The sequence below is a fragment of the Streptomyces sp. AM25 genome (assembly GCF_058146165.1).
Genome location: NZ_JBKIWN010000010.1, coordinates 35,272 through 58,881, shown reverse-complemented (window position 1 = coordinate 58,881; position 23,610 = coordinate 35,272). Strand labels below are relative to the sequence as shown.

Sequence of the window (23,610 nt, the reverse complement as noted above, 5' to 3'; positions counted from 1 at the left end):
CGGGGCTCCGGGTTCCCGTGGGTCAGCGGGTCTCGATCACCACGGACTCGATGCGAACGTCGTTCACCGGGCGGTCGGTGCGCGGGTTCGTCTGGGCCGTCGCGATGGCGTCCACGACCTTCTGCGACGCGTCGTTGCTGACCTCGCCGAAGATGGTGTGCTTGCCGGTCAGCCACGTGGTCGGGGACACGGTGATGAAGAACTGCGAACCGTTGGTGCCCGGACCGGCGTTGGCCATGGCCAGCAGGTACGGCTTGGTGAAGGCGAGGTCCGGGTGGCACTCGTCACCGAACTTGTAGCCGGGACCGCCGGTGCCGTTGCCCAGCGGGTCACCGCCCTGGATCATGAAGCCCTCGATGACACGGTGGAAGATCGTGCCGTCGTACAGCTTGTCCGTGGTCTTGGCGCCCGTCTCCGGGTTGACCCACTCGCGCTCGCCCTTGGCGAGCTCGACGAAGTTCTTGACCGTCTTCGGGGCGTGGTCCGGGAGGAGCCGGATCTCGATGTCGCCCTGGTTGGTCTTCAGGGTGGCGTAGAGCTGCTCAGCCACGATCTACCTTCCATAGTGTTCACTGACGGCTACCGATCCTCGCACGGACGGGTCCGCGGCAGTAGCCACAAAGCCCCGCGCGCGGCGGCGAACCATGGCATTGTCGACCGAAGCTCCCCCACTTGACCCGGATGCCCGCTCGCACGTGCCGGACCGCCCGCCGCCGGGCATGATTTTCCAACGGGTGGAAAGGCGACAAACCATACGCCACCGAGGAGGAGGTTCTCGTGACCCGCAAGGACAGCGTGCGCGCCGCGACCAGCACGGCCAAGGACAGCGTGCGCCACGCCGCGGAAGTGGTGGCGCCCTACGCAGGCACGGCGCGGGACGCCGCCGTGCACTACGCGCACGAGACCCGGACGCGGCTCGCGCCCAAGGTCGCCGACGCGGCGCACCAGGCCCGCGCGCAGTACGACACGCACCTCCATCCCCGCATCGAGCACGCCCGCGGCACCCTCCCGCCGAAGGTGGACGCCGCCGCCGTGCGCGCCGCGGAGCAGACCCGCAAAGCCGCGCGGCAGGCCGCCGAGTACGCGGGGCCCAAGGTCGCGCAGGCCCGCGCCGCCGCCGAGCCGGTCCGGGAGGAGGCGGTCTCCCGCAGCGCCGCCGCCCTCGCCGCACTGCGCGGACAGGTGACGGCCGAGGAGATCGACGAGCTCGTCAAGCGCAAGAGCCGCCGCTGCCGCACCGGCCGGGCGGTCAGGCGCCTCGCCCTGCTGGGCCTCCTCGCGGGCGGTGCCGTCGCCGCCTGGAAGTGGTGGGACAAGCAGGCCAACCCGGACTGGCTCGTCGAACCCCCGGAGCCCACCGAGGTCGCCGACCGCGCCCCGCTCTCCTCCGTCGACGGCAGCGCCCCGGACCGCTCGGCCCTCGACCCGGAGGTCCAGGCCAAGCAGGACCGCGCCGACACGGAGGCCTCTCCCGAGGGGGACAACGACCGGCCCTGACGCCGCTCCCGCACACACGAAGAAACCCCTCCGACAGCGTTCTTGCTGGTCGGAGGGGTTTTCGATGTGGAGCCTAGGGGAGTCGAACCCCTGACATCTGCCATGCAAAGACAGCGCTCTACCAACTGAGCTAAGGCCCCGTCCGGGAACAGACTACCTGGTGCCCGGGGTGTTTCCCGACCGGGTATCGCCGGGACCCACCACTCTCCGTAGGATGCACCGCAAGATTCGCGGCAGCGAAGCGAAGGGGAGAGCGAGATGGACGCAGCACAGCAGGAAGCCACCGCCCGCGCACGAGAGCTGCAGCGGAGCTGGTACGGGGAGCCTCTGGGGGCACTGTTCCGCCGTCTCATCGACGACCTCGGTCTCAACCAGGCCCGTCTCGCCTCCGTCCTGGGTCTTTCGGCGCCCATGCTCTCGCAGTTGATGAGCGGTCAGCGAGCAAAGATCGGCAACCCCGCGGTGGTGCAGCGGGTGCAGGCGCTGCAGGAGCTCTCCAGCCAGGTCGCCGACGGCAGCGTGAGCGCCGCCGAGGCCGCCGAGCGGATGGAGGAGGTCAAGCGGAGCTCGGGGGGTTCGGTGCTCAACTCCACGCAGACGACGGCCAGCAGCGGTGCGCCGACCGTGCGCCGCGTGGTCCGCGAGATCCAGTCGCTGCTGCGCTCGGTGGCGGGCGCGGGGGACATCATCGCCGCCGCCGACACCCTCGGCCCCGCCCACCCCGAACTGGCCGAATTCCTGCGGGTGTACGGGGCCGGCCGGACCGCCGAGGCGGTCGCCCACTACGAGGCGCACCAGAGCTGACCGCGCCGCGACCGATGGGTGAGGTCTTCGCCGGGCGCTACGAGCTGGTGGACCCGATCGGGCGCGGCGGGGCGGGGGAGGTCTGGCGTGCCTGGGACCGCCGCCGGCGGCGCTACGTGGCCGCCAAGGTGCTGCAGCAGAGCGACGCCCACACACTGATGAGATTCGTCCGCGAGCAGGCGCTGCGCATCGACCACCCCCACGTCCTGGCCCCCATGAGCTGGGCCGCCGACGACGACAAGGTGCTGTTCACCATGGACGTGGTGAGCGGGGGCTCGCTGGCCCATCTCATCGGCGACTACGGCCCCTTGCCGCCGCATTTCGTGTGCGTCCTGCTCGACCAGCTGCTGTCCGGGCTCGCCGCGGTGCACGCGGAGGACGTGGTGCACCGGGACATCAAGCCCGCCAATCTCCTCCTGGAGGCCACCGGAACGGGCCGCCCGCATTTGCGGCTCTCCGATTTCGGCATCGCCATGCGCAAGGGCGAACCGCGGCTGACGGACACCAACTTGGTGATGGGGACCCCCGGTTACTTCGCGCCCGAGCAAATGCTGGGCGAGGAACCGGACTTCCCCGCCGATCTCTTCGCCGTGGGACTGGTGGCGCTCTATCTGCTCACGGGCCGCAAACCCGATGCCGAGGCGCTCGTGGAGCGATTCGGGAAACACGGTGTGCCGAACGCGCCGGACGAGGTTCCCGCGCCGCTGTGGGACGTCGTGGCGCATCTGCTGCAGCCCGATCCGGCCATCCGGTTCCGTACGGCCATGGGGGCGCGCAAGGCCCTGGCGGCCGCCGTCGAGCTGCTGGGGGAGCCGGCCGACGAACAGGGCGCGCAGGGCGCCGGGGAGCGGATCGAGGTCTTCGACCAGCTCGGCCCGCTGCCGCCGGGGTTCGGCCCGGACGGCCCCGAGCCGCGGACGGAACCGGAGGCGGAAGCGGAACCCCCCGCGGAACCTGCCGACTTCGTCCTCGCCCCGCCCCGGCCCGCCTACCCGCCCACGCGGCCCTACGAGGTGCCGTCCGCCCGTCCGGGGCCGCCCGCGAAGGTGGTGGTTCCGGTGCTGATCGTGGCGCTGCTGTGCCTGGCGCTCGGCGTGTGGGCGCTCCGGGCGAGCTAGTTCACTATCGCAATCATTTTATTTGCAGGAGCAAAAAAGCGGGGCCCCGGCTGGTCAACAGCCGGGGCCCCGCTCCAGTACGTGTTGCGGCTCACACACCCGAACCTGCGGGCACGGAGTCGGTCGCCTCCGTCCACAGATCCTGCTCGGCGCGATCCGCCTGGATCTGCCGGTACACGAGGAGCCCGCCGATGGCGGCCAGTGCGACCAGGAGCAGCTTCTTCACCGCGCGACCTCGTCTTTCCTTGACGTAAGGGGACCTCTGGTCGCCGATGATACACACCGGCCGATACCGATCGGTGACCTGATCCGGTCGTCCGTCACCTCGCCCCCGGCGCCAACTCCCCAAAAGCGATCGGCCCGGACGGAGAATTCCGTCCGGGCCGATCGTGCCGGTGGGGCTAACAGGACTTGAACCTGTGGCCTCTTCCTTATCAGGGAAGCGCTCTAACCGTCTGAGCTATAGCCCCTCGCTGGCTGCACCGAAAGATTAGCGCACTTGGGGCCCGGTACCAAAATCGTGCCTGGCCGGGCCCCTGAAGCCGCTATTCGTCCTCCGCCAGGGTCAGCTCCACACCGCCAGTGAAACCGGCGGAGAGGTTGTAGACGAACGCTCCCAGCGTCGCCAGGGCGGTCGCCAGCACCACGTCGATGACCGCGATGACGGACGTGAAGAGCAGCACGTGCGGCAGCGACAGGAACGACTCCAGGTCGAACCCGCCGCCCTCGCCCGAGGTGGCGTCGCTGATGGTCCCGCCGACCGCGGAGAACACACCCATGGCGTCCAGGACCGTCCACAGCACGGCGGCGGCCACGATGGTGCAGACGCCCAGGGCGAGCGACAGCAGGAAGCTGACCTTCATCACCGACCACGGGTCGGCCTTGGCCACCCGCAGCCGGGCCTTGCGCGTACGCGGGGCCGCAGGAGCCGTACGGGGCCCGGGAACCGCCGCTGCTGCCGGCTGCTCCTGCACGTTCTTCTTCCGGGCCTCCTGGGCCGTCTTGGCCGTCTTCGGGGCCGCAGCGGCCCCCTTGCCGCCGCGGGCCCCCTTCTCCGCGGCAGCGGACTTCGGACCGGATTCCGATGCGGAATCCGGTCCGGAACGGTCCGCCGGAGGCTCGTACGCCTTCGGCGGGTGATAGGGCTTCGGACCTCGGGTCTCCGTCACGGTTCTCCCCCTGCCTGCGGACCTGGTGCCGCTGCTCCCGTCCGACCCGGAGCGCTCGCCGGGGATTACTGCCCCGGACTCGCCGTCGGAATCCGAGCCACGGGCGCCTGCGGTATCGGTGACGGTGCGGGCGGAGCCGCTCCGTTTGACGCCGGCACCGCCGGTCGCGGTGCCCGTGGCTCGACTCACGAACTACTCCTCGGTGTCCTCGGCCGGGGGCTGTACGCCCTCGGCAGCCGCAGACCCGTCGCCCTCGTCCGTGCCGGTCAACTCCTCGACGACGTCCGCCTCGCGACCGGCCTCGGCGTTACGGGCGATGCCGACGACGGCATCGCGCTTGCCCAGGTTGATCAGTTGGACGCCCATGGTGTCACGGCCGGTCTCGCGGACTTCGTCGACCCGGGTCCGGATCACGCCGCCCCCGAGGGTGATCGCCAGGATCTCGTCGCGCTCCTCGACCACCAGGGCGCCGACCAGCGAACCGCGGTCCTCCACGATCTTGGCGGCCTTGATGCCCAGGCCGCCGCGGCCCTGGACGCGGTACTCGTCGACGTTGGTCCGCTTCGCGTAACCGCCGTCGGTGGCGGTGAAGACGAAGGTGCCCGGACGCACGACGTTCATCGAGAGCAGCTCGTCACCCTCGCGGAAGCTCATGCCCTTGACACCCGAAGTGGCACGGCCCATCGGGCGCAGTGCTTCATCCGTCGCGGTGAACCGGATGGACTGGGCCTTCTTGCTGACCAGCAGCAGGTCGTCCTCGGCCGACACCAGCTCGGCGCCGATGAGTTCGTCCTCGGCACCGCTGTCCGTCTCGCGGAGGTTGATGGCGATGACGCCGCCGGAGCGGGGCGAGTCGTAGTCCTTCAGCGGAGTCTTCTTCACCAGACCGGACTTGGTGGCCAGCACCAGGTACGGCGCGGCCTCGTAGTCGCGGACGGCGAGGATCTGGGCGATCTTCTCGTCCGGCTGGAAGGCCAGCAGGTTGGCCACGTGCTGGCCGCGGGCGTCACGGCCGGCGTCCGGGAGTTCGTAGGCCTTGGCCCGGTAGACGCGGCCCTTGTTGGTGAAGAACAGCAGCCAGTGGTGCGTGGTGGAGACGAAGAAGTGGTCGACGATGTCGTCTTCCCGCAGCTTCGTGCCGCGCACGCCCTTGCCGCCGCGCTTCTGCGAGCGGTAGTCCTCGGTCTTGGTGCGCTTCACGTACCCGCTGCGGGTGATCGTGACGACGATGTCCTCCTCGGCGATCAGGTCCTCGATGGACATGTCGCCTTCGAAGGGCACCAGCGCGGAGCGCCGGTCCTCGCCGAACTTCTCGACGATCGCGGTGAGTTCCTCGCTGATGATCGTGCGCTGCCGCTCGGGCGAGGCGAGGATCGCGTTGTACTCGTTGATCTTCGCCTGGAGTTCGTCGTGCTCCGCGGTGATCTTCCGGTGCTCCAGGGCGGCCAGCCGGCGCAGCTGCATCTCCAGGATCGCGTTCGCCTGGATCTCGTCGATCTGCAGCAGGCCCATCAGACCCTCGCGGGCGACGTCGACCGTGTCACTGCGCCGGATCAGCGCGATGACCTCGTCGATCGCGTCGAGCGCCTTGAGCAGACCGCGCAGGATGTGGGCGCGCTCCTCGGCCTTGCGCAGCCGGAAGCGGGTGCGCCGGACGATGACCTCGACCTGGTGCGTGACCCAGTTGCGGATGAAGGCGTCCAGCGACAGGGTGCGCGGCACGCCGTCGACCAGCGCCAGCATGTTCGCGCCGAAGTTGGTCTGCAGATCGGTGTGCTTGTACAGGTTGTTGAGGACGACCTTGGCGACCGCGTCCCGCTTGAGGACGATGACCAGGCGCTGGCCGGTACGGGACGAGGTCTCGTCGCGGACGTCGGCGATGCCGCCGATCCGGCCGTCCTTCACCAGGTCGGCGATCTTCTGCGCGAGGTTGTCCGGGTTGACCTGGTAGGGGAGTTCGGTGACCACCAGGCACTGGCGGTTGTGGATCTCCTCGACCTGGACCACGGCACGCATGGTGATCGAGCCGCGGCCGGTGCGGTACGCCTCCTCGATGCCCTTGCGGCCCACCACGAGGGCGCCGGTCGGGAAGTCGGGGCCCTTGATGCGCTCGACGAGCGCGTCGAGCAGTTCCTCGGGGGTGGCCTCCGGGTTGGCCAGGTACCACTGGGCACCCTCGGCCACCTCGCGCAGGTTGTGCGGCGGGATGTTGGTGGCCATGCCGACGGCGATGCCGGCGGAACCGTTCACCAACAGGTTGGGGATGCGCGACGGCAGGACCGTCGGCTCCTGGTTGCGGCCGTCGTAGTTGTCCTGGAAGTCGACGGTCTCCTCGTCGATGTCCCGGACCATCTCCATCGACAGCGGCGCCATCTTGCACTCGGTGTACCGCATGGCGGCGGCCGGGTCGTTGCCCGGGGAACCGAAGTTGCCGTTGGAGTCGACCAGCGGCATCCGCATCGCCCAGGGCTGGGCCAGGCGGACGAGCGCGTCGTAGATGGAGGCGTCACCGTGCGGGTGGTACGTACCCATGACGTCACCGACGACGCGGGCGCACTTGTAGAAGCCCTTCTCGGGCCGGTAACCGCCGTCGTACATCGCGTAGAGCACGCGGCGGTGCACCGGCTTGAGGCCGTCACGGACGTCGGGGAGCGCACGCGAGACGATGACGCTCATCGCGTAGTCGAGATACGAGCGCTGCATCTCCGTCTCGAGCCCGACGGGCTCGACACGCATGCCCACGCCCTCGATGGTGGCGGGCTGGCCCTCCGGCGTGGTGCCGTCGGGCGTCACGGGGGCCTCAGGGGAGGTCTCGTCGGCCATTGCTGTTCAAAGTCCTTTCGAGCGGCTGCTGTTGTCCGGCCGACTCAGATGTCGAGGAAGCGGACGTCCTTGGCGTTGCGCTGGATGAACGAGCGCCGTGCCTCGACGTCCTCGCCCATCAGCACCGAGAACAGGTCGTCCGCCTGGGCGGCGTCGTCCAGCGTGACCTGGCCGAGGACGCGGTGGTCGACGTCCATGGTGGTGACGCGCAGCTCCTCGGCGTTCATCTCGCCGAGACCCTTGAAGCGCTGGATGGAGTCCTCGCGGATGCGCTTGCCGTTCTCCCGGCCGAGCTGGATCAGCGCGTCGCGCTCGCGGTCGGAGTAGGCGTACTCGAAGTCGTCCCTGCCCCACTTGATCTTGTAGAGCGGGGGACGGGAGAGGTAGACGTGCCCGGCCTCGACCAGCGGCCGCATGAAGCGGAACAGGAAGGTCAGCAGCAGGGTATTGATGTGCTGGCCGTCGACGTCGGCGTCCGCCATCAGAATGATCTTGTGATAGCGGAGCTTCGAGATGTCGAAGTCCTCGTGCACGCCGGTGCCGAACGCGGAGATCAGCGCCTGGATCTCGGTGTTCTGCAGGATCTTGTCGATCCGCGCCTTCTCGACGTTGAGGATCTTGCCGCGGATCGGGAGGATCGCCTGGTACTCCGGGTTGCGGCCGGACTTGGCCGAACCGCCGGCGGAGTCGCCCTCGACGATGAAGATCTCGCACTTGGCCGGGTCGTTGGACTGGCAGTCCGAGAGCTTGCCCGGCAGCGACGCCGTCTCCAGCAGGCCCTTGCGGCGGGTCAGATCACGCGCCTTGCGGGCCGCCACCCGGGCGGTGGCCGCCTGGATGGACTTGCGGATGATGTCCGCGGACTCGTTGGGGTTGCGGTCCAGCCAGTCCGTGAGCTGCTCGTGGACGACCTTCTGCACGAAGGTCTTGGCCTCCGTGTTGCCCAGCTTGGTCTTGGTCTGGCCCTCGAACTGCGGCTCGCCCAGCTTGACCGAGATGATCGCCGTCAGACCCTCGCGGATGTCGTCGCCCGTGAGGTTGTCGTCCTTCTCCCGCAGCAGCTTCTTGTCCCGGGCGTAACGGTTGATCAGACCCGTCAGCGCAGCGCGGAAGCCCTCTTCGTGCGTACCGCCCTCGTGGGTGTGGATGGTGTTCGCGAAGCTGTAGACACCCTCGCTGTACTGGGTGTTCCACTGCATCGCGACCTCGAGGGAGAGCATCCGCTCCTTGTCCTCGGACTCGAACGAGATCACCGTGGGGTGAACCAGCTCGCCCTTGCGGGAGTTGAGGTACGTGACGAAGTCGGAGATGCCGCCCTCGTAGTGGTACCGGACGGTGAGGGCCTTGCCCTCCTCGTCCACGTGGTCCGGGCGCTCGTCCGTCAGCGAGATGGTCAGGCCCTTGTTCAGGAACGCCATCTCCTGGAAACGCCGCGAGAGCGTCTCGAAGGAGTACTCGGTGGTCTCGAAGATGTCGCCGTCGGCCCAGAAGGTGACCGAGGTGCCGGTCTCGTCCGTCGCGTCGTTCTTCTGCAGCGGGGCGGTGGGAGCACCGAGCTTGTAGTCCTGGGTCCAGCGGAAGCCGTCGCGCTTGACCTCGACGGCGACGCGCGTCGACAGGGCGTTGACGACGGAGACGCCGACGCCGTGCAGACCACCGGAGACGGCGTAGCCGCCGCCGCCGAACTTGCCGCCCGCGTGCAGCACGGTCAGCACGACCTCGACGGCCGGCTTCCCCTCGGAGGGCACGATGTCGACCGGAATGCCACGGCCGTTGTCGACGACGCACACGCCGCCGTCGGGCAGGATCGTCACATCGATGGTGTCCGCGTGCCCGGCCAGGGCCTCGTCGACGGAGTTGTCGACGACCTCGTACACGAGGTGATGCAGACCACGCTCACCGGTCGAGCCGATGTACATGCCGGGCCGCTTGCGGACGGCGTCCAGACCCTCCAGAACGGTGATCGCGCTGGCGTCGTACGACACTCCGGCGGGTGCGCCGGACTCGGCGTCCACGACCTCGGAGGGGGTGATGTTCTCGTTGGGGTTGCCGGAATCGGCCACGAAGCGCCCTTTCTGGCACAGCACAGGCCTTCCCCCGCCTGCGGCGGGGGGACCCCGCCCGGGGCAGGCAGGAGCGGCTGCGTCGTTCTGCGTTGGTCGACGAGTCCCGCAAGCCGGCGGGATTGTCACCAGTCTACCGGTAGCGCCGACATGAATGGGGGTTTGGCGGTGCCTGAGTCCTCACGTGCCGCCCTGAACCGGCATCAGCCGACTCCCTATACGGCGACCGGGGCTCCAAGACGCTCACAGCGGCACTCAGCGCTTCCGGATGTCAACCACCCGCTACGGTGCGCGCAGTCGCGCGCCGCATCATGCGCATCACGGGTCAACCCGCCGCGCCGGATCACCCGTAGGTGTCGCCCGGGCCGCGGCTGCCGGGGGCCCGCAGCGAGCCGTACCGGCGTGCGGGGCCGGCCGGGCCCAGCACCTTGATCATTTTTACGGTGCCCTGGCCCAGGTCCGCGTTGAGCCGGGCCACCAGCTGCGGGGCCAGCAGCCGCAGCTGCGTCGCCCACGCCGTCGCGTCGCACTGCACCGTCAGCACGCGCTCGTCCTCGTCGTACTTCTGCGGCTCGCAGTGCAGGGCCACCTCCGGGCCCACGATCTGCGGCCAGCGGCCCATCACCCCGCCCACCGCCGCGGGCGTCTCCCAGCCGCGCTCGGTGATCAGGCGGTTGATCGCGGCGCCCAGCGGCAGCGGGTCGCGGCCGTCGGCGCGTGCCCCGGAGCGCAGGCCGCCGCGGCGTGCCTGCTTCTTCTGCTGCGCCGCGTTGCCGCGCGCCCGTGCCTGCTCCTTCGCGGCGCGCAGCGCGACCCGCGCCAGGTCCACGCCGGACGGCTCCGGCGGCTTGGGGGCGGCGGGCTCGGGGAGGGACTGCTCGCTCATACGCGCTCGACCGCACCTTCCGCGACCGCGTACCGCGCGCCCACCAGCACGTCCGGCACGTCGTCGTCCACAGCGGCCGTCACCAGCACCTGCTCGCCCGGCGCGACGAGCTCCGCCAGCCGCTCCCGGCGCCGGGCGTCCAGCTCGGCGAAGACGTCGTCCAGCACCAGCACCGGCTCGTCGCCCTCGGAGCGCAGCAGCTCGTACGAGGCCAGGCGCAGCGCCAGCGCGTAGGACCAGGACTCGCCGTGGCTCGCGTAGCCCTTGGCGGGCAGCCGGCCGAGCTTGAGCAGCAGCTCGTCGCGGTGCGGACCGACCAGCGTCACGCCGCGCTCGATCTCCTGCTTGCGGGCCTCGGCGAGCGCGGCCAGCAGGGCCTCGTACAGCTCCTCGCGGGTCTGCGCGTCCTCGATGCCGGCCGGGCCGCGGTAGTCGAAGGAGACCGGGCCGCCGCCGGGAGCCAGCTGCTCGTACGCCTTGTCGGCCAGCGGGCGCAGCGTGGTGATCAGGTCGAGCCGCTGCGCGAGCAGTTCGGCGCCCGCGCGGGCCAGGTGCTGGTCCCAGATGTCGAGGGTGGAGAGGTCCAGCTGCCGGCCGCCGTGGCGGCGGGCCATCGCGGCCGACTTCAGCAGGGTGTTGCGCTGCTTGAGCACGCGCTCGTAGTCCGAGCGCACGCCCGCCATGCGCGGGGCCCGGGCCGTGATCAGCTCGTCCAGGAAGCGGCGGCGCTCGCCCGGGTCGCCCTTGATCAGCGCGAGGTCCTCGGGCGCGAACAGGACCGTGCGCACGATGCCCAGCACGTCGCGCGGTCTGACCTGGGAGGAGCGGTTGATGCGGGCCCGGTTGGCCTTGCCGGGGTTGAGCTCCAGCTCGATCAGCTGCTGCCGCTCGCCCCGGACGACCGAGGCGCGGACGACCGCCCGGTCCGCCCCCATCCGCACCAGGGGCGCGTCGGAGGAGACCCGGTGGCTGCCGAGGGTCGCCAGGTAGCCGACGGCCTCGACGAGATTGGTCTTGCCCTGGCCGTTGGGGCCCACGAAGGCCGTGACGCCCGCGTCGAGCGGGACCTCGGCCCGGGCGTACGAGCGGAAGTCGGCCAGCGACAGATGCGAAACGTGCATGAGTGGCGAGCCGACCTCCCCCGGCTGTTGCTTACTTCTTGGTCTCGACCGCGTGGCCGCCGAACTGGTTGCGCAGCGCGGCGATCATCTTCATCTGCGGCGAGTCCTCCTGGCGCGAGGCGAACCGCGCGAAGAGGGAGGCCGTGATCGCGGGGAGCGGCACGGCGTTGTCGATGGCGGCCTCGACCGTCCAGCGGCCCTCGCCGGAGTCGGCGGCGAAGCCGCGCAGGCCGTCCAGGTGCTCGTCCTCATTGAGGGCGTTGACGGCCAGGTCGAGCAGCCAGGAGCGGATGACCGTGCCCTCCTGCCAGGAGCGGAAGACCTCGCGCACGTCGGTGACGGAGTCGACCTTCTCCAGCAGCTCCCAGCCCTCGGCGTAGGCCTGCATCATCGCGTACTCGATGCCGTTGTGGACCATCTTGGCGAAGTGGCCGGCGCCGACCTTGCCCGCGTGGACCGAGCCGAAGTCGCCCTCGGGCTTGAGCGCGTCGAAGACCGGCTGGACCTTCGCCACGTTCTCGGCGTCGCCGCCGTACATCAGGGCGTAACCGTTCTCCAGGCCCCAGACGCCGCCCGAGACGCCGCAGTCGACGAAGCCGATGCCCTTGGCCGCGAGCTCCTCGGCGTGCTTCTCGTCGTCCGTCCAGCGGGAGTTCCCGCCGTCGACGACCACGTCGCCGGGGGAGAGCAGCTCGGCGAGCTCGTCGACGGTGGACTGGGTGGCGGCGCCGGCCGGGACCATGACCCACACGACGCGCGGACCCTGCAGGGAATCCACAAGCTCCTTGAGGCTGTGGACGTCCGCCAGGTCCGGGTTGCGGTCGTATCCGATGACGGTGTGGCCTGCGCGGCGGATGCGCTCGCGCATGTTGCCGCCCATCTTGCCGAGACCGACGAGACCGAGCTCCATGGGTGATCCTCTTGCCTTGATTGCGATGCGTACCTGCTCTACGAGCCTACGCCCGGGGTCGGGTGCACACCTGTGGGGTACAGGCGCTCAACGGTGAGAGCCCGCACCCCCTCGGTCGTCGTCCTCAGCCGGACAGGCGCACCGGCATGATCAGGTACTTGTACGCGTCGTCCGCCTCCGCGTCGACCGCCGGCTTGCCGCTCAGCAGCGCCGGCTTGGTGGAGGTGGTGAAGGACAGCTGGGCCACCGGGGAGTCGATGGCCGAGAGGCCCTCGAGCAGGAAGCCGGGGTTGAAGGCGATCGAGATGTCGTCGCCGTCGAGCTGGGCGTCGACCCGCTCCACAGCCTGTGCATCGTCGCTGGAGCCGGCCTCCAGGATCAGCACGCCCTGCTCGAAGCTCAGGCGCACCGGGGTGTTCCGCTCGGCGACGAGTGCCACGCGCTTGACGGCCTCGACGAACGGGGCGGTCTCGATCACGGCGACGGAGTTGAACTCGGTCGGGAACAGCGTGCGGTACTTCGGCAGGTCGCCCTCGAGCAGGCGGGTCGTCGTACGGCGCCCGGCGCCCTCGAAGCCGATCAGGCCCTCGCCCGCTCCGGAGCCGGCCAGCGCCAGCGCCACCGTGTCGCCGCTGCTGAGCGACTTGGCGGTGTCCAGCAGGGTCTTGGCGGGCACCAGGGCGACCGCGGAGATGTCCGGGGTCTCGGGCTTCCACATGAACTCGCGGACCGCGAAGCGGTAGCGGTCGGTGGAGGCCAGCGTGACGGTGTCGCCCTCGATCTCGATCCGCACACCGGTGAGCACGGGCAGCGTGTCGTCACGGCCGGCGGCGATGGCGACCTGGGAGACGGCGGAGGCGAAGACCTCGGCCGGGACGGTGCCCGTCGCGGTCGGCATCTGCGGCAGCGCCGGGTACTCCTCCACAGGCAGGGTGTGGAGTGTGAATCGCGAGGAGCCGCAGACGACGGTGACGCGCACGCCGTCCGTGGAGATCTCCACAGGCCTGTTGGGAAGTGCCCGGCAGATGTCGGCGAGGAGCCGGCCGGAGACGAGGACGGTGCCGTCCTCCTCCACGTCCGCCTCGACCGAGACGCGGGCCGAGACCTCGTAGTCGAAACCGGAGAGGCTCAGCGAGCCCTCCTCCGCCTTCAGCAGCAGGCCCGCGAGGACCGGCACCGGCGGACGGGCCGGGAGGCTGCGAGCCGCCCAGGCCACTGCCTCCGCGAGTACATCGCGCTCCACCCGGATCTTCACCGGTACCGCCTCCTGCTTGTTGCTGGCTCGCCCTGCTGGCGTCGTCGTCGGCTGAGTTGCCGGAGACCAGTCTGACGCACGTCGCTGACAGCTGGTGCTGTCGGCGGTCAAGTCGAGGTCGGAGGCGTGGCGAGGCCCGAGGCCGAGTTGTGCACAGGACCCACTTCGAAGCGAGTTTTCCGGCTGAACTCTGTGGTCGTAGTAGTAGGGCCTGTGGAAACCGTGGAAAACTTCCTTTGCCCAGGTCAGGACCGATTTTTTGTCCACCGGGCCTGTGGGCGCGGGCAGTGGAAAAACCGGGTCCGCTGTGGACTGCGGAAAGTTCTGCACACCCGGTGCACAGGCGGGGGCCACTTCTCCCCAGCCGTGTCCCCAGGTTTACCCACGTTCCCCACAGGCCAACCCGGCATCTTGGTGTGACGCCTTTCACTCGGTGCGGTGATCCCCGGCGTTTCGTTGCCGAACAGTGGACAGGAGTGTGGAAAGGCTGTGTATAAGACCGGTTCTCCTGTGGGTTGCCGGTGGACAACGCGGAGCGAGGCTGTGGGCAGTCCCGCTGTCCACAGGCTGTGGAACCCCGTCGGCCACAAATCCACACCCCCGTGACCTCGTCTGATGGCATATCAACAGCCCGGTCTGTGGACACGTTCGGGATAACTTCCGGGTCCCCAGGGTGTGGACGGCCGTTCGGGGCCCGATCTGTGGAGAACTGCTGGTCCGGGGCTTGTATTCGAACACTGCTCCCGGTGCGGGACCGCCGCCGGCGTGCCCCCGGGGCCGTCCGGAAACGGCGAAGGGCGCTCCGGGAGGCCTCCCGGAGCGCCCTTCCGCGCTCTCAGAGCGAGTGCTCAGCCGTTCTTGATGCGGTTCGTCAGCTCCGTCACCTGGTTGTAGATGGAACGCCGTTCGGCCATCAGCGCACGGATCTTGCGGTCCGCGTGCATCACGGTCGTGTGGTCGCGGCCGCCGAACTGCGCACCGATCTTCGGCAGCGACAGGTCCGTCAGCTCACGGCACAGGTACATCGCGATCTGCCGGGCCGTCACCAGCACCCGGCTGCGCGAGGCTCCGCACAGGTCCTCGACGGTGTGCCCGAAGTAGTCGGCCGTCGCCGCCATGATGGCCGGCGCGGTGATCTCGGGCGAGGCGTCCTCGCCGCCGGGGATCAGGTCCTTGAGGACGATCTCGGTCAGCCCGAGGTCCACCGGCTGCCGGTTGAGGCTGGCGAAGGCGGTGACCCGGATCAGCGCGCCCTCCAGCTCGCGGATGTTGCGCGAGATGCGGGAGGCGATGAACTCCAGGACCTCCGGCGGGGCGTTGAGCTGCTCCTGGACGGCCTTCTTCCGCAGGATCGCGATCCGCGTCTCCAGCTCGGGCGGCTGCACGTCCGTGATCAGGCCCCACTCGAAGCGGTTGCGCAGCCGGTCCTCCAGGGTCACCAGCTGCTTGGGCGGCCGGTCCGAGGACAGCACGATCTGCTTGTTCGCGTTGTGCAGGGTGTTGAAGGTGTGGAAGAACTCCTCCTGCGTCGACTCCTTGCTCGCCAGGAACTGGATGTCGTCGACCAGCAGGATGTCCATGTCGCGGTAGCGCTTGCGGAACGCGTCCGCCTTGCCGTCGCGGATGGAGTTGATGAACTCGTTGGTGAACTCCTCGGAGCTCACGTAGCGCACCCGCGTGCCCGGGTAGAGGTTGCGCGCGTAGTGCCCGATGGCGTGCAGCAGATGGGTCTTGCCGAGGCCCGACTCCCCGTAGATGAAGAGGGGGTTGTAGGCCTTGGCCGGCGCCTCGGCCACGGCGACCGCCGCCGCGTGGGCGAAGCGGTTGGACGCGCCGATGACGAAGGTGTCGAAGAGGTACTTGGGGTTCAGCCGGGCCGTCGGCTCGCCGGAGCCCGACGCGGGCTGTGCCCCGCCGGACGACGGCCGCTCGCCGCGGTCCCCGCCGCCCGGTGCGGACCGGGGGAGGCCGTCGGGCAGCTCGCGGCGCTGCGGCTCGTACGCCGGGCGCTCGGGCGCGGCGGAGCGGTAGTCCGGCTGCTGCTCGTACTGCTGCGGATACGGGGCGTCGCCGTGCTGCGAGGCGTACGGGTCGCGCTCGGCCTCGGCGAAACCGCCCAGGCGCGGCTGCTGCCAGCCGTAGTCGCCGCCCCGCTCGGGCCCGGCCGGGCCCGAGGGGCCGCCGTGCCGGGGCCAGGCACCGGGCTCGGGCCGCGGCTGCTGGTAGTCGGGGTAGGCCGGCCGGACGTTCGGCAGGTCGTCCTGCGGGGCCTGGCGGACGCCGTAGCCGCCGCCCTGGCCCTCGTAGGGCTCGTACGGCTCACGGCCGTCGTACGGCTGCCGGCTCTCCGGGGGGCGGTGCTCCTGCGGGCGGGGCTCCGGCAGCGCGCCCGCGGAGTCGTCGACGGTGATCGCGATCCGGATCGGGCGGCCGCACTCACGGCTGAGGGTCTCGCCGACGATCGGGGCCAGCCGGCCCTCCAGGACGCCCTTGGCGAACTCGTTGGGCACCGCGAGCAGCGCGGTGTCGGCGACCAGGGCCAGGGGCTGGCAGCGCCGGATCCAGTGCTCGTCCTTGCTCTCCACGCCGCCACGGCCCTCGCCCAGGAGCTGTTCGAGTACGCGCGGCCACACTGCGGCAAGATCGGCGGGCAGGTCAGCCACAGGGCACGCTCTCTCAGTCAGCGGGGCGCCCTGGAGTCCCACGAATGTGTGGTTCTCGGGACGGGCGGGAAGGATTCGGAGTTGAGCCACGGTAGTCAGGCCACGGTGCGCGGTTCAAGTCGTTGTCCACAGGGTGTGCACAAATGTGCCATGCCCCGCCCGGCACCGCTCCCCTGCGTGCCCAGCACGGACGGGACCTGCGGGAGGCTACGGTGTACCCCTGGTGCGCTGCCGGTTTGACCGGATGGCGTAACCGCGCGTACCGTGACCAGGTCGAGTTGTCGATGGCTGCTGCCGCCTGCCTCCGATGGGCAACGACCACGCCCGAGGGTGAGGTCATGAAGCGGTGCACTTGGGCGTATTGCGAGTTCCTCGTGGGCGCACGGTGACAGCCAGGCGATGTCCCGCCATCACACATTTCTGGAGCCCCCGAGTGAGCAAGCGCACCTTCCAGCCGAACAACCGCCGTCGCGCGAAGACCCACGGCTTCCGCCTGCGCATGCGTACCCGTGCCGGCCGCGCGATCCTCGCGTCCCGCCGTGGCAAGGGTCGCGCCCGCCTGTCGGCCTGAGCAGCCTGACGTCAAGGTCCAATGACGTGCTGCCTTCCGAGTCTCGGCTGAGGCGGCGCGAGGACTTCGCGACCGCGATGCGCCGAGGACGCAGGGCCGGCCGCCCGCTCCTCGTCGTCCACCTTCGCAGCGGTACCACGGACCCGCACACACCTGGGAGCACAGCCTCCCCGGTGCGTGCGGGTTTCGTCGTGAGCAAGGCCGTGGGCGGGGCCGTCGTCCGCAACCTGGTCAAGCGCCGGCTGCGCCATCTCGTGCGCGACCGGCTGGATCAGCTGCCCGCCGGTAGCCTGGTGGTGGTGCGAGCCCTGCCCGGCGCGGGCGAGGCGGACCACGCCCAGCTGGCCCGCGATCTCGATACCGCGCTGCAGCGGCTGCTGGGAGGGGCGCCGCGAAGCAATCCCCCGGAGGGAGACCCCCGGAACCCCGGAATCCACCCGGGAGGGAGCGCACAGTGAAGTATCCGCTGCTGTGGTTGATCAAGATTTACCAGTGGACCATCAGCCCCCTGCTGGGGCCGGTCTGCAAGTACTACCCGTCGTGCTCGCACTACGGTTACACGGCCATTGACCGGCATGGTGCGGTCAAAGGCACGGTGCTGACGGCCTGGCGCATCCTGCGCTGCAACCCGTGGTCGCTCGGTGGCGTCGACCACGTCCCTCCCCGGAAGCGTCCGGTCTGGCACCAGCGGCTGAGGAGCCGACTGGGCGGGCACCCCACCACGGGGTCCGTCGCACAGCCCGAGACTCAGCCCAACGCCCAAGGAGCCTGATTCGTGGACACGATCCTCGGTCCCCTCTATTACGCTGTTTCCTGGATCATCGTCCAGTTCCACTCGTTCTACAGCCTCATCTTCGACAGGAACAGTGGCGCGGCGTGGGGTCTGTCCATCGTCTCGCTGGTGGTGCTGATCCGCATCTGCCTGATCCCGCTCTTCGTGAAGCAGATCAAGGCCACGCGGAACATGCAGGCGCTCCAGCCGAAGATGAAGGCGATCCAGGAGCGTTACAAGAGCGACAAGCAGCGCCAGTCCGAAGAGATGATGAAGCTCTACAAGGAGACGGGCACCAACCCGCTCTCGAGCTGTCTCCCGATCCTGGCCCAGTCGCCCTTCTTCATCTCGCTGTACCAGGTCCTGAACCACATCGCGCAGGGCAAGACGGTCGGCGTCATCGACCAGTCGCTGCTGGACAGCGCCCGTAAGGCACACATCTTCGGTGCCCCGCTGTCCGCGAAGTTCATGGACAACGCGGGCAAGATCGAGAGCCTCGGCGCCACGCTGACGGACGTCCGCGTCGTCACGATCATCATGATCGTCCTGATGTCGCTGTCGCAGTTCTACACGCAGCGCCAGCTGATGACGAAGAACGTCGACCTCACGGTGAAGACGCCGTTCATGCAGCAGCAGAAGATGCTGATGTACGTCTTCCCGATCATGTTCGCCGTCTTCGGCATCAACTTCCCGGTCGGTGTCCTGGTCTACTGGCTGACCACCAACGTGTGGACGATGGGCCAGCAGATGTTCGTCATCCGCCGCAACCCCACTCCGGGCAGCCTGGCCTTCGAGCAGCGCCAGGAGCGCCTGCGGGCCAAGGGCAAGCTCAAGGAGGACCCGGCCCAGGTCGAGGCCAAGAAGGCGGCCGACGCCGCTCGTGCCTCCCGCCAGCAGCCGAAGCGGCAGACCAAGGCCCAGCGGCAGACCGGCGGCCAGTCCTCCGCCGGTGAGCAGGCGGTCGACGAGCAGCAGAATCAGGCCGAGGACAGCAAGCCCAAGCCGGCGGGCGGCGCTGCCCGCAACGCCAAGTCCGGGCAGCGCAAGGGCGGCCCGCAGCGGCCCAAGCACCCGTCCAAGAAGTGAAGAAGGAGTCCACCGTGACGGACACACAGCCTCAGACCAGTGCGGCCGCCGCCGAGGGCACCGACACCCTGTCCCGCCTGGAGCAGGAGGGCGAGATCGCGGCCGACTACCTCGAGGGGCTGCTGGACATCGCCGACCTCGACGGGGACATCGACATGGATGTCGAGGCCGACCGCGCCTCGGTGTCGATCATCAGCGACTCCACCAGCCGTGACCTGCAGAAGCTGGTGGGCCGTGACGGTGAGGTGCTGGAGGCGCTCCAGGAGCTGACCCGGCTCGCGGTGAACCGGGAGACCGGTGACCGCAGCCGTCTGATGCTCGACATCGCCGGCTTCCGCGCGCGCAAGCGCCAGGAGCTGTCCAAGATCGGCGCCCAGGCGGCGGACGAGGCCAAGAGCACCGGGCAGGCCGTCCGGCTCGACCCGATGACGCCGTTCGAGCGCAAGGTCGTCCACGACGCGGTGGCCGCCGCGGGCCTGCGCAGCGAGTCCGAGGGCGAGGAGCCCCAGCGCCGCGTGGTCGTTCTTCCGGCCTGACGTCACGTACCGATTCCAGGTAGCCACGGCCCCGTCTGTTCGCAGACGGGGCCGTGGTTTCCCCGATACTCAGAACTCCCCGGGCCTCTGGTCGCCCGGGTCCCAGAACAACGTTGTACGGAAGGACGGTTCTCGTGGAAGAGGCAGCGGAGCTCCCCCCGGCGCCCGCGGTGGCGCGGGCGGTATTCGGTGACCGCTTTCCGGAGGCCGTCCGCTATGCGGAGCTGCTCTCGGATGCGGGTGTGCAGCGCGGACTGATCGGCCCCCGTGAGGTTCCCCGGCTGTGGGAGCGGCACCTGCTGAACTGTGCGGTGCTGTCCGAGGCCGTGCCCGAGGGCGTCTCGGTGTGCGACGTGGGCTCGGGCGCCGGGCTGCCGGGCATCCCGCTGGCCCTGGTCCGTCCCGACCTGCAGATCACGCTGCTGGAGCCGTTGCTGCGGCGCACGACGTTCCTCCAGGAGGTCGTCGAGCTGCTGGGGCTGGACCATGTCACGGTGGTGCGCGGCCGGGCCGAGGAGATGCTGGGCAAGGTGCCGCCGGTGCACGTGGTGACGGCCCGGGCCGTGGCGCCGCTGGACCGGCTGGCCGGCTGGGGCGTGCCGCTGCTGCGGCCGTACGGCGAGATGCTGGCCCTCAAGGGCGACACCGCGGAGGAGGAGCTCACGGCCGCGCGGGCGGCGCTGAGCAAGCTCGGCGTCGTGCGCACCTCGGTGTTCCAGGTCGGCGAGGGCATCGTGGACCCGATGTCCACCGTGGTGCGGGTCGAGTGCGGGGAGAGCCCCGGCGGTGTGCGCTTCGCGGCGAAGCGGGCCAAGGCGGCCCGGACCGGCCGGGCCCGGCGGCGCCGCTGAGGCGGGGCGGCACTGGGCCGTCTGCCGGTGGCGATGCTCCATACAAGCTGGCAAAACTACGCATTACGGAGTGTCGCGGCCGAGTAGCGATGCGTCATATGCATCGTGTTTCACGTGAAACATCGCTCCTTGCTGCACGGAATCATCAATCGTGGTCGCGCGGCTGCCATGCCGCGCGACCGTCGCCCGGCCGAGGGCATGAGTTCATCCACAGGCCGGGTGGATTCATCCACAGGAGAACGGGCCTCGCTGGTTCACAACCCCGAAAGCATGGCAGGCTCTGTTCACTGCGAGCCTGATGTCGAGGAGAGTGAATCCTTGCGGTCCGACGCCAATATCGCGGGGCCGATGACCGATCCGGTCCCCGGTCCCCGTCCTGCCGACTCCGAGCCCATGGCTCCCCCCGGTGACCCGACTGCCGATGAGGCCGTTTCACGTGAAACGCGACCTCCGATGCCCCGGCCCGAGCAGACCCGGGTGATGGTGGTCGCCAACCAGAAGGGCGGGGTGGGCAAGACCACGACCACGGTGAACCTTGCGGCCTCGCTGGCGCTGCACGGCAACCGGGTCCTGGTCATCGACCTCGATCCGCAGGGCAACGCCTCCACCGCGCTGGGCATCGACCACCACGCCGAGGTGCCGTCGATCTACGACGTGCTGGTGGACAACAGGAAGCTCTCCGAAGTCGTCCAGCCCGTCATGGACGTGGAGGGGCTGTTCTGTGCTCCCGCCACCATCGATCTGGCCGGTGCCGAGATCGAGTTGGTCTCGCTGGTCGCCCGGGAGAGCCGGCTCGACCGCGCCATCAAGGCGTACGAGCAGCCGCTGGACTACATCCTGATCGACTGTCCGCCCTCGCTGGGCCTGCTGACGGTCAATGCACTGGTCGCCGGCGCAGAGGTGCTGATCCCCATTCAGTGCGAGTACTACGCGCTGGAGGGCCTCGGCCAGCTGCTGCGGAACGTGGAGCTGGTGCGGGGTCACCTCAACCCCAAGCTCCATGTGTCGACGATCCTGTTGACGATGTACGACGGGCGGACCCGGCTGGCCTCCCAGGTCGCCGAGGAGGTGCGCAGCCACTTCGGACACGAGGTGCTGCGGACCAGCATCCCGCGCTCGGTCCGTATCTCGGAGGCGCCCAGCTACGGGCAGACGGTGCTGACGTACGACCCGGGCTCCAGCGGCGCCCTCTCCTACCTGGAGGCGGCCCGGGAGATGGCGCTCCGGGGGGTGGGCGTGCACTACGAAGACGGCGGGGCTCATACGGTGGGGCATCAGGCCGTGGGGCAGCCCGTGGACCACCAGCAGCAGCAAGAGCAGCACAGCATGTCGGAGGGGCTTCAGTGAGTGAGCGACGTAGAGGACTGGGCCGTGGGCTCGGTGCGCTGATCCCGGCAGCGCCGAAGGGATCGGAGAACAGTGCACCGGCCGTGGGGTCCGGTGCGACGTCCCCGACGGCGGTGCCGGTACTGACGGCGGAGCGGGGACCGGCTGCGGCGAAGGTGACCGCTTTCCCGGTCGACGAGACGCCTGCCGTGCTCGATTCCGTTTCACGTGAAACAGAGGCCGAGCAGCCCGCGGAGGCGGTTGCAGGCGCCCACTTCGCCGAGCTGCCGCTGGACTCCATCACCCCCAACCCGCGTCAGCCGCGGGAGGTGTTCGACGAGGACGCCCTCGCCGAACTCGTCACCTCGATCCGCGAGGTCGGTCTTCTCCAGCCGGTCGTGGTACGGCAGTTGGCTCCGGAGCGCTATGAGCTCATCATGGGCGAGCGCCGCTGGCGGGCCTGCCGTGAGGCCGGGCTGGAGAAGATTCCCGCCATCATCCGGGCCACGGACGACGAGAAGCTTCTGCTGGACGCCCTGCTGGAGAACCTCCACCGGGCCCAGCTGAACCCGCTGGAAGAGGCTGCTGCCTACGACCAGTTGCTCAAGGACTTCAAGTGCACGCATGACGAGCTGGCGGACCGTATCGGGCGCTCGCGTCCCCAGGTCTCCAACACGCTGCGGCTGTTGAAGCTCTCCCCCGCCGTGCAGCGGCGGGTTGCCGCCGGTGTGCTCTCCGCCGGGCATGCCCGGGCCCTGCTCTCGGTCGACGACTCGGCGGAGCAGGACCGGCTCGCCCACCGCATCGTGGCCGAGGGGCTCTCGGTGCGTGCCGTGGAGGAGATCGTGACCCTGATGGGTTCGCGTCCCGCCTCGGCGAAGCCCAAGGGTCCCCGGGCCGGTGCGCGGGTCTCCCCGGCGCTGACCGACCTGGCCTCGCGGCTCTCGGACCGCTTCGAGACCCGCGTGAAGGTCGACCTCGGCCAGAAGAAAGGCAAGATCGTCGTCGAATTCGCCTCGATGGACGACCTGGACCGGATCCTCAACAGCCTGGCTCCAGGCGAGGGACGGGTGCTGGCCCAGAAGCTCGCGCACGACGACGATGAGGGCGCGGCGTAGTCCTGCTGCGTTACCGCCCAGGGCGGGTTGTGTTTCACGTGGAACCTCCGTGTGAACACAACCTGCCCTTTGCCTTCTCCAGCTATCGGGCCAATCGACGTGCGGATACGATGCGTTGGGGTATCGCACGTCCACGTTGGACACAGTTCACGGAGGGGCGAGGCCATGCGAACGGTGAGCCGGACGGGACTGGTGGCAACGGGCTTGGGCCTGGGAGCGGTCGGCGGATTCGTCGGCAGTCTCCTCAGAGAACGCAGTGCGCTGAACGCCGCCCGGAGCACGGCACGCGACGGAATTGAGGGACTGACTGCATGGGGCGTCGGCTCGTACCGCTCACGTTGGACAATCTCCCCGACCTCCCCGAGCGCTGCCGCGCCTGTGTCTTCTGGGAGCTGGACCCCGTCAGCGGTGAAGCCGCACTGAGAGCCGGACGCCCGGAGCTGGAGAAGGAGGCCTGGCTGTCGGCCGTCCTGCTGGAGTGGGGCTCCTGCGGCCGGGTGGTCTATGTCGACGAGGCTCCGGTGGGATTCGTGCTCTATGCGCCCCCGGCCTATGTGCCCCGCTCGACGGCCTTCCCCACCAGTCCTGTTGCCGCGGACGCCGTGCAGTTGATGACCGCCTGGCTGACGCCCGGGTACCAGGGGCAGGGGCTGGGCCGGGTGATGGTGCAGACCGTGGCGAAGGACGTGCTGCGGCGGGGCTTCAAGGCGATCGAGGCCTTCGGCGACGCCAGGTGGAGGGAACCTGCGTGTGTCCTGCCGGCCGAGCACCTGCTGGCGGTGGGATTCAAGACGGTGCGACCCCATCCGCGGTATCCGCGTCTGCGGCTGGAGCTCCGCACGGCGATGTCCTGGAAAGAGGACGTCGAGCTGGCACTGGACCGGCTGCTGGGCGCCGTACAGAAGGAACCTGCACTCCGCCCGCTGTAGCGCCCCGGGGATGCTTTCAGGGATCCAGGGATGCCCTCAGGGATGCCCTCAGGGAAACGAAAAGGGCCCGCCCCCGAGGAGGGGGCGGGCCCTGTTTCACGTGAAACAGTGA

At 69.5% G+C, this 23,610-nt stretch carries 21 protein-coding genes, 2 tRNA genes and 1 pseudogene; 12 read left to right on the top strand and 12 right to left on the bottom strand.

Translation table 11 applies throughout. The features are described from left to right. Window positions 1–22: 22 nt before the first annotated feature. Window positions 23–550, bottom strand: coding sequence for a peptidylprolyl isomerase (locus ACLHRZ_RS15275; protein ID WP_490418962.1), 528 nt, complete (start codon window positions 548–550; stop codon window positions 23–25). Between the two features lie 227 nt (window positions 551–777). Here ACLHRZ_RS15275 and ACLHRZ_RS15270 point away from each other — a divergent pair, with 227 nt between their 5' ends. Further along, complete coding sequence (locus ACLHRZ_RS15270; RefSeq protein WP_490418961.1) at window positions 778–1,497, top strand: DUF5324 family protein; 720 nt, start codon at window positions 778–780, stop codon at window positions 1,495–1,497. Between the two features lie 67 nt (window positions 1,498–1,564). On the opposite strand, the gene ACLHRZ_RS15265 is transcribed toward ACLHRZ_RS15270, so the two are convergent. Next, window positions 1,565–1,637, bottom strand: a tRNA-Ala gene (locus ACLHRZ_RS15265). A gap of 118 nt (window positions 1,638–1,755) precedes the next feature. Here ACLHRZ_RS15265 and ACLHRZ_RS15260 point away from each other — a divergent pair. Both ACLHRZ_RS15260 and ACLHRZ_RS15255 read left to right on the top strand, forming a co-directional pair. Continuing rightward, window positions 1,756–2,301 carry a helix-turn-helix domain-containing protein gene (locus ACLHRZ_RS15260; RefSeq protein WP_490418960.1) on the top strand — a complete coding sequence of 182 codons (546 nt, stop codon included), beginning with the start codon at window positions 1,756–1,758 and terminating at the stop codon, window positions 2,299–2,301. 14 nt (window positions 2,302–2,315) lie between these two features. Beyond that, window positions 2,316–3,419 carry a serine/threonine-protein kinase gene (locus ACLHRZ_RS15255; protein ID WP_490418959.1) on the top strand — a complete coding sequence of 368 codons (1,104 nt, stop codon included), beginning with the start codon at window positions 2,316–2,318 and terminating at the stop codon, window positions 3,417–3,419. Window positions 3,420–3,510: 91 nt separating this feature from the next. On the opposite strand, the gene ACLHRZ_RS15250 is transcribed toward ACLHRZ_RS15255, so the two are convergent. The 10 genes from ACLHRZ_RS15250 to dnaA form a co-directional block, all read right to left on the bottom strand. Continuing rightward, a complete protein-coding gene (locus ACLHRZ_RS15250; protein WP_003958712.1) occupies window positions 3,511–3,645 on the bottom strand; it encodes a DLW-39 family protein in 135 nt (44 codons plus the stop codon). 170 nt (window positions 3,646–3,815) lie between these two features. Beyond that, window positions 3,816–3,889, bottom strand: a tRNA-Ile gene (locus ACLHRZ_RS15245). A 75-nt stretch (window positions 3,890–3,964) separates the two neighbouring features. Then, window positions 3,965–4,777, bottom strand: coding sequence for a DUF3566 domain-containing protein (locus ACLHRZ_RS15240; protein ID WP_490418958.1), 813 nt, complete (start codon window positions 4,775–4,777; stop codon window positions 3,965–3,967). 3 nt (window positions 4,778–4,780) lie between these two features. After that, entirely contained in the window at window positions 4,781–7,411 is a 2,631-nt protein-coding gene (gyrA, locus tag ACLHRZ_RS15235) for a DNA gyrase subunit A (protein ID WP_490418957.1), read from the bottom strand. 44 nt (window positions 7,412–7,455) lie between these two features. Then, a complete protein-coding gene (gyrB, locus tag ACLHRZ_RS15230; RefSeq protein ID WP_490418956.1) occupies window positions 7,456–9,498 on the bottom strand; it encodes a DNA topoisomerase (ATP-hydrolyzing) subunit B in 2,043 nt (680 codons plus the stop codon). Window positions 9,499–9,817: 319 nt separating this feature from the next. Further along, window positions 9,818–10,360, bottom strand: coding sequence for a DciA family protein (locus ACLHRZ_RS15225; RefSeq protein ID WP_490418955.1), 543 nt, complete (start codon window positions 10,358–10,360; stop codon window positions 9,818–9,820). Further along, window positions 10,357–11,481, bottom strand: coding sequence for a DNA replication/repair protein RecF (recF, locus tag ACLHRZ_RS15220; RefSeq protein ID WP_490418954.1), 1,125 nt, complete (start codon window positions 11,479–11,481; stop codon window positions 10,357–10,359). The genes ACLHRZ_RS15225 and recF overlap by 4 nt, the downstream gene beginning before the upstream one ends. Before the next feature lie 31 nt (window positions 11,482–11,512). Next, window positions 11,513–12,391: a phosphogluconate dehydrogenase (NAD(+)-dependent, decarboxylating) gene (gene gnd, locus ACLHRZ_RS15215; RefSeq protein WP_490418953.1), complete on the bottom strand. Its 879-nt coding sequence runs from the start codon at window positions 12,389–12,391 to the stop codon at window positions 11,513–11,515. A gap of 124 nt (window positions 12,392–12,515) precedes the next feature. Next, window positions 12,516–13,646: a DNA polymerase III subunit beta gene (dnaN, locus tag ACLHRZ_RS15210; RefSeq protein WP_490418952.1), complete on the bottom strand. Its 1,131-nt coding sequence runs from the start codon at window positions 13,644–13,646 to the stop codon at window positions 12,516–12,518. Between the two features lie 848 nt (window positions 13,647–14,494). Next, entirely contained in the window at window positions 14,495–16,309 is a 1,815-nt protein-coding gene (dnaA, locus tag ACLHRZ_RS15205) for a chromosomal replication initiator protein DnaA (protein WP_490418951.1), read from the bottom strand. A gap of 433 nt (window positions 16,310–16,742) precedes the next feature. Here dnaA and rpmH point away from each other — a divergent pair, with 433 nt between their 5' ends. From rpmH to ACLHRZ_RS15160, 9 genes and pseudogenes are all read left to right on the top strand, one after another. Next, window positions 16,743–16,880, top strand: coding sequence for a 50S ribosomal protein L34 (gene rpmH, locus ACLHRZ_RS15200; RefSeq protein WP_003949374.1), 138 nt, complete (start codon window positions 16,743–16,745; stop codon window positions 16,878–16,880). A gap of 26 nt (window positions 16,881–16,906) precedes the next feature. Then, window positions 16,907–17,275 (top strand): annotated as a pseudogene (rnpA, locus tag ACLHRZ_RS15195) (ribonuclease P protein component); the annotation flags it as partial. 59 nt (window positions 17,276–17,334) lie between these two features. Beyond that, window positions 17,335–17,652 carry a membrane protein insertion efficiency factor YidD gene (yidD, locus tag ACLHRZ_RS15190; RefSeq protein WP_451420964.1) on the top strand — a complete coding sequence of 106 codons (318 nt, stop codon included), beginning with the start codon at window positions 17,335–17,337 and terminating at the stop codon, window positions 17,650–17,652. A 3-nt stretch (window positions 17,653–17,655) separates the two neighbouring features. Further along, a complete protein-coding gene (yidC, locus tag ACLHRZ_RS15185; RefSeq protein ID WP_490418950.1) occupies window positions 17,656–18,738 on the top strand; it encodes a membrane protein insertase YidC in 1,083 nt (360 codons plus the stop codon). A 14-nt stretch (window positions 18,739–18,752) separates the two neighbouring features. Continuing rightward, window positions 18,753–19,274: a Jag family protein gene (locus tag ACLHRZ_RS15180; protein WP_490418949.1), complete on the top strand. Its 522-nt coding sequence runs from the start codon at window positions 18,753–18,755 to the stop codon at window positions 19,272–19,274. 134 nt (window positions 19,275–19,408) lie between these two features. Next, the gene (gene rsmG, locus ACLHRZ_RS15175) at window positions 19,409–20,125 is read left to right on the top strand and encodes a 16S rRNA (guanine(527)-N(7))-methyltransferase RsmG (protein ID WP_490418948.1); all 717 of its coding nucleotides are present in this window, start codon (window positions 19,409–19,411) and stop codon (window positions 20,123–20,125) included. Window positions 20,126–20,395: 270 nt separating this feature from the next. Then, window positions 20,396–21,472: a ParA family protein gene (locus ACLHRZ_RS15170; RefSeq protein ID WP_490418947.1), complete on the top strand. Its 1,077-nt coding sequence runs from the start codon at window positions 20,396–20,398 to the stop codon at window positions 21,470–21,472. Next, on the top strand, window positions 21,469–22,569 hold the full coding sequence (locus ACLHRZ_RS15165) for a ParB/RepB/Spo0J family partition protein (RefSeq protein WP_490418946.1): 1,101 nt from the start codon (window positions 21,469–21,471) through the stop codon (window positions 22,567–22,569). The genes ACLHRZ_RS15170 and ACLHRZ_RS15165 overlap by 4 nt, the downstream gene beginning before the upstream one ends. Window positions 22,570–22,880: 311 nt before the next feature. After that, a complete protein-coding gene (locus ACLHRZ_RS15160; RefSeq protein WP_490418945.1) occupies window positions 22,881–23,498 on the top strand; it encodes a GNAT family N-acetyltransferase in 618 nt (205 codons plus the stop codon). The last annotated feature ends 112 nt before the right edge of the window (window positions 23,499–23,610 follow it).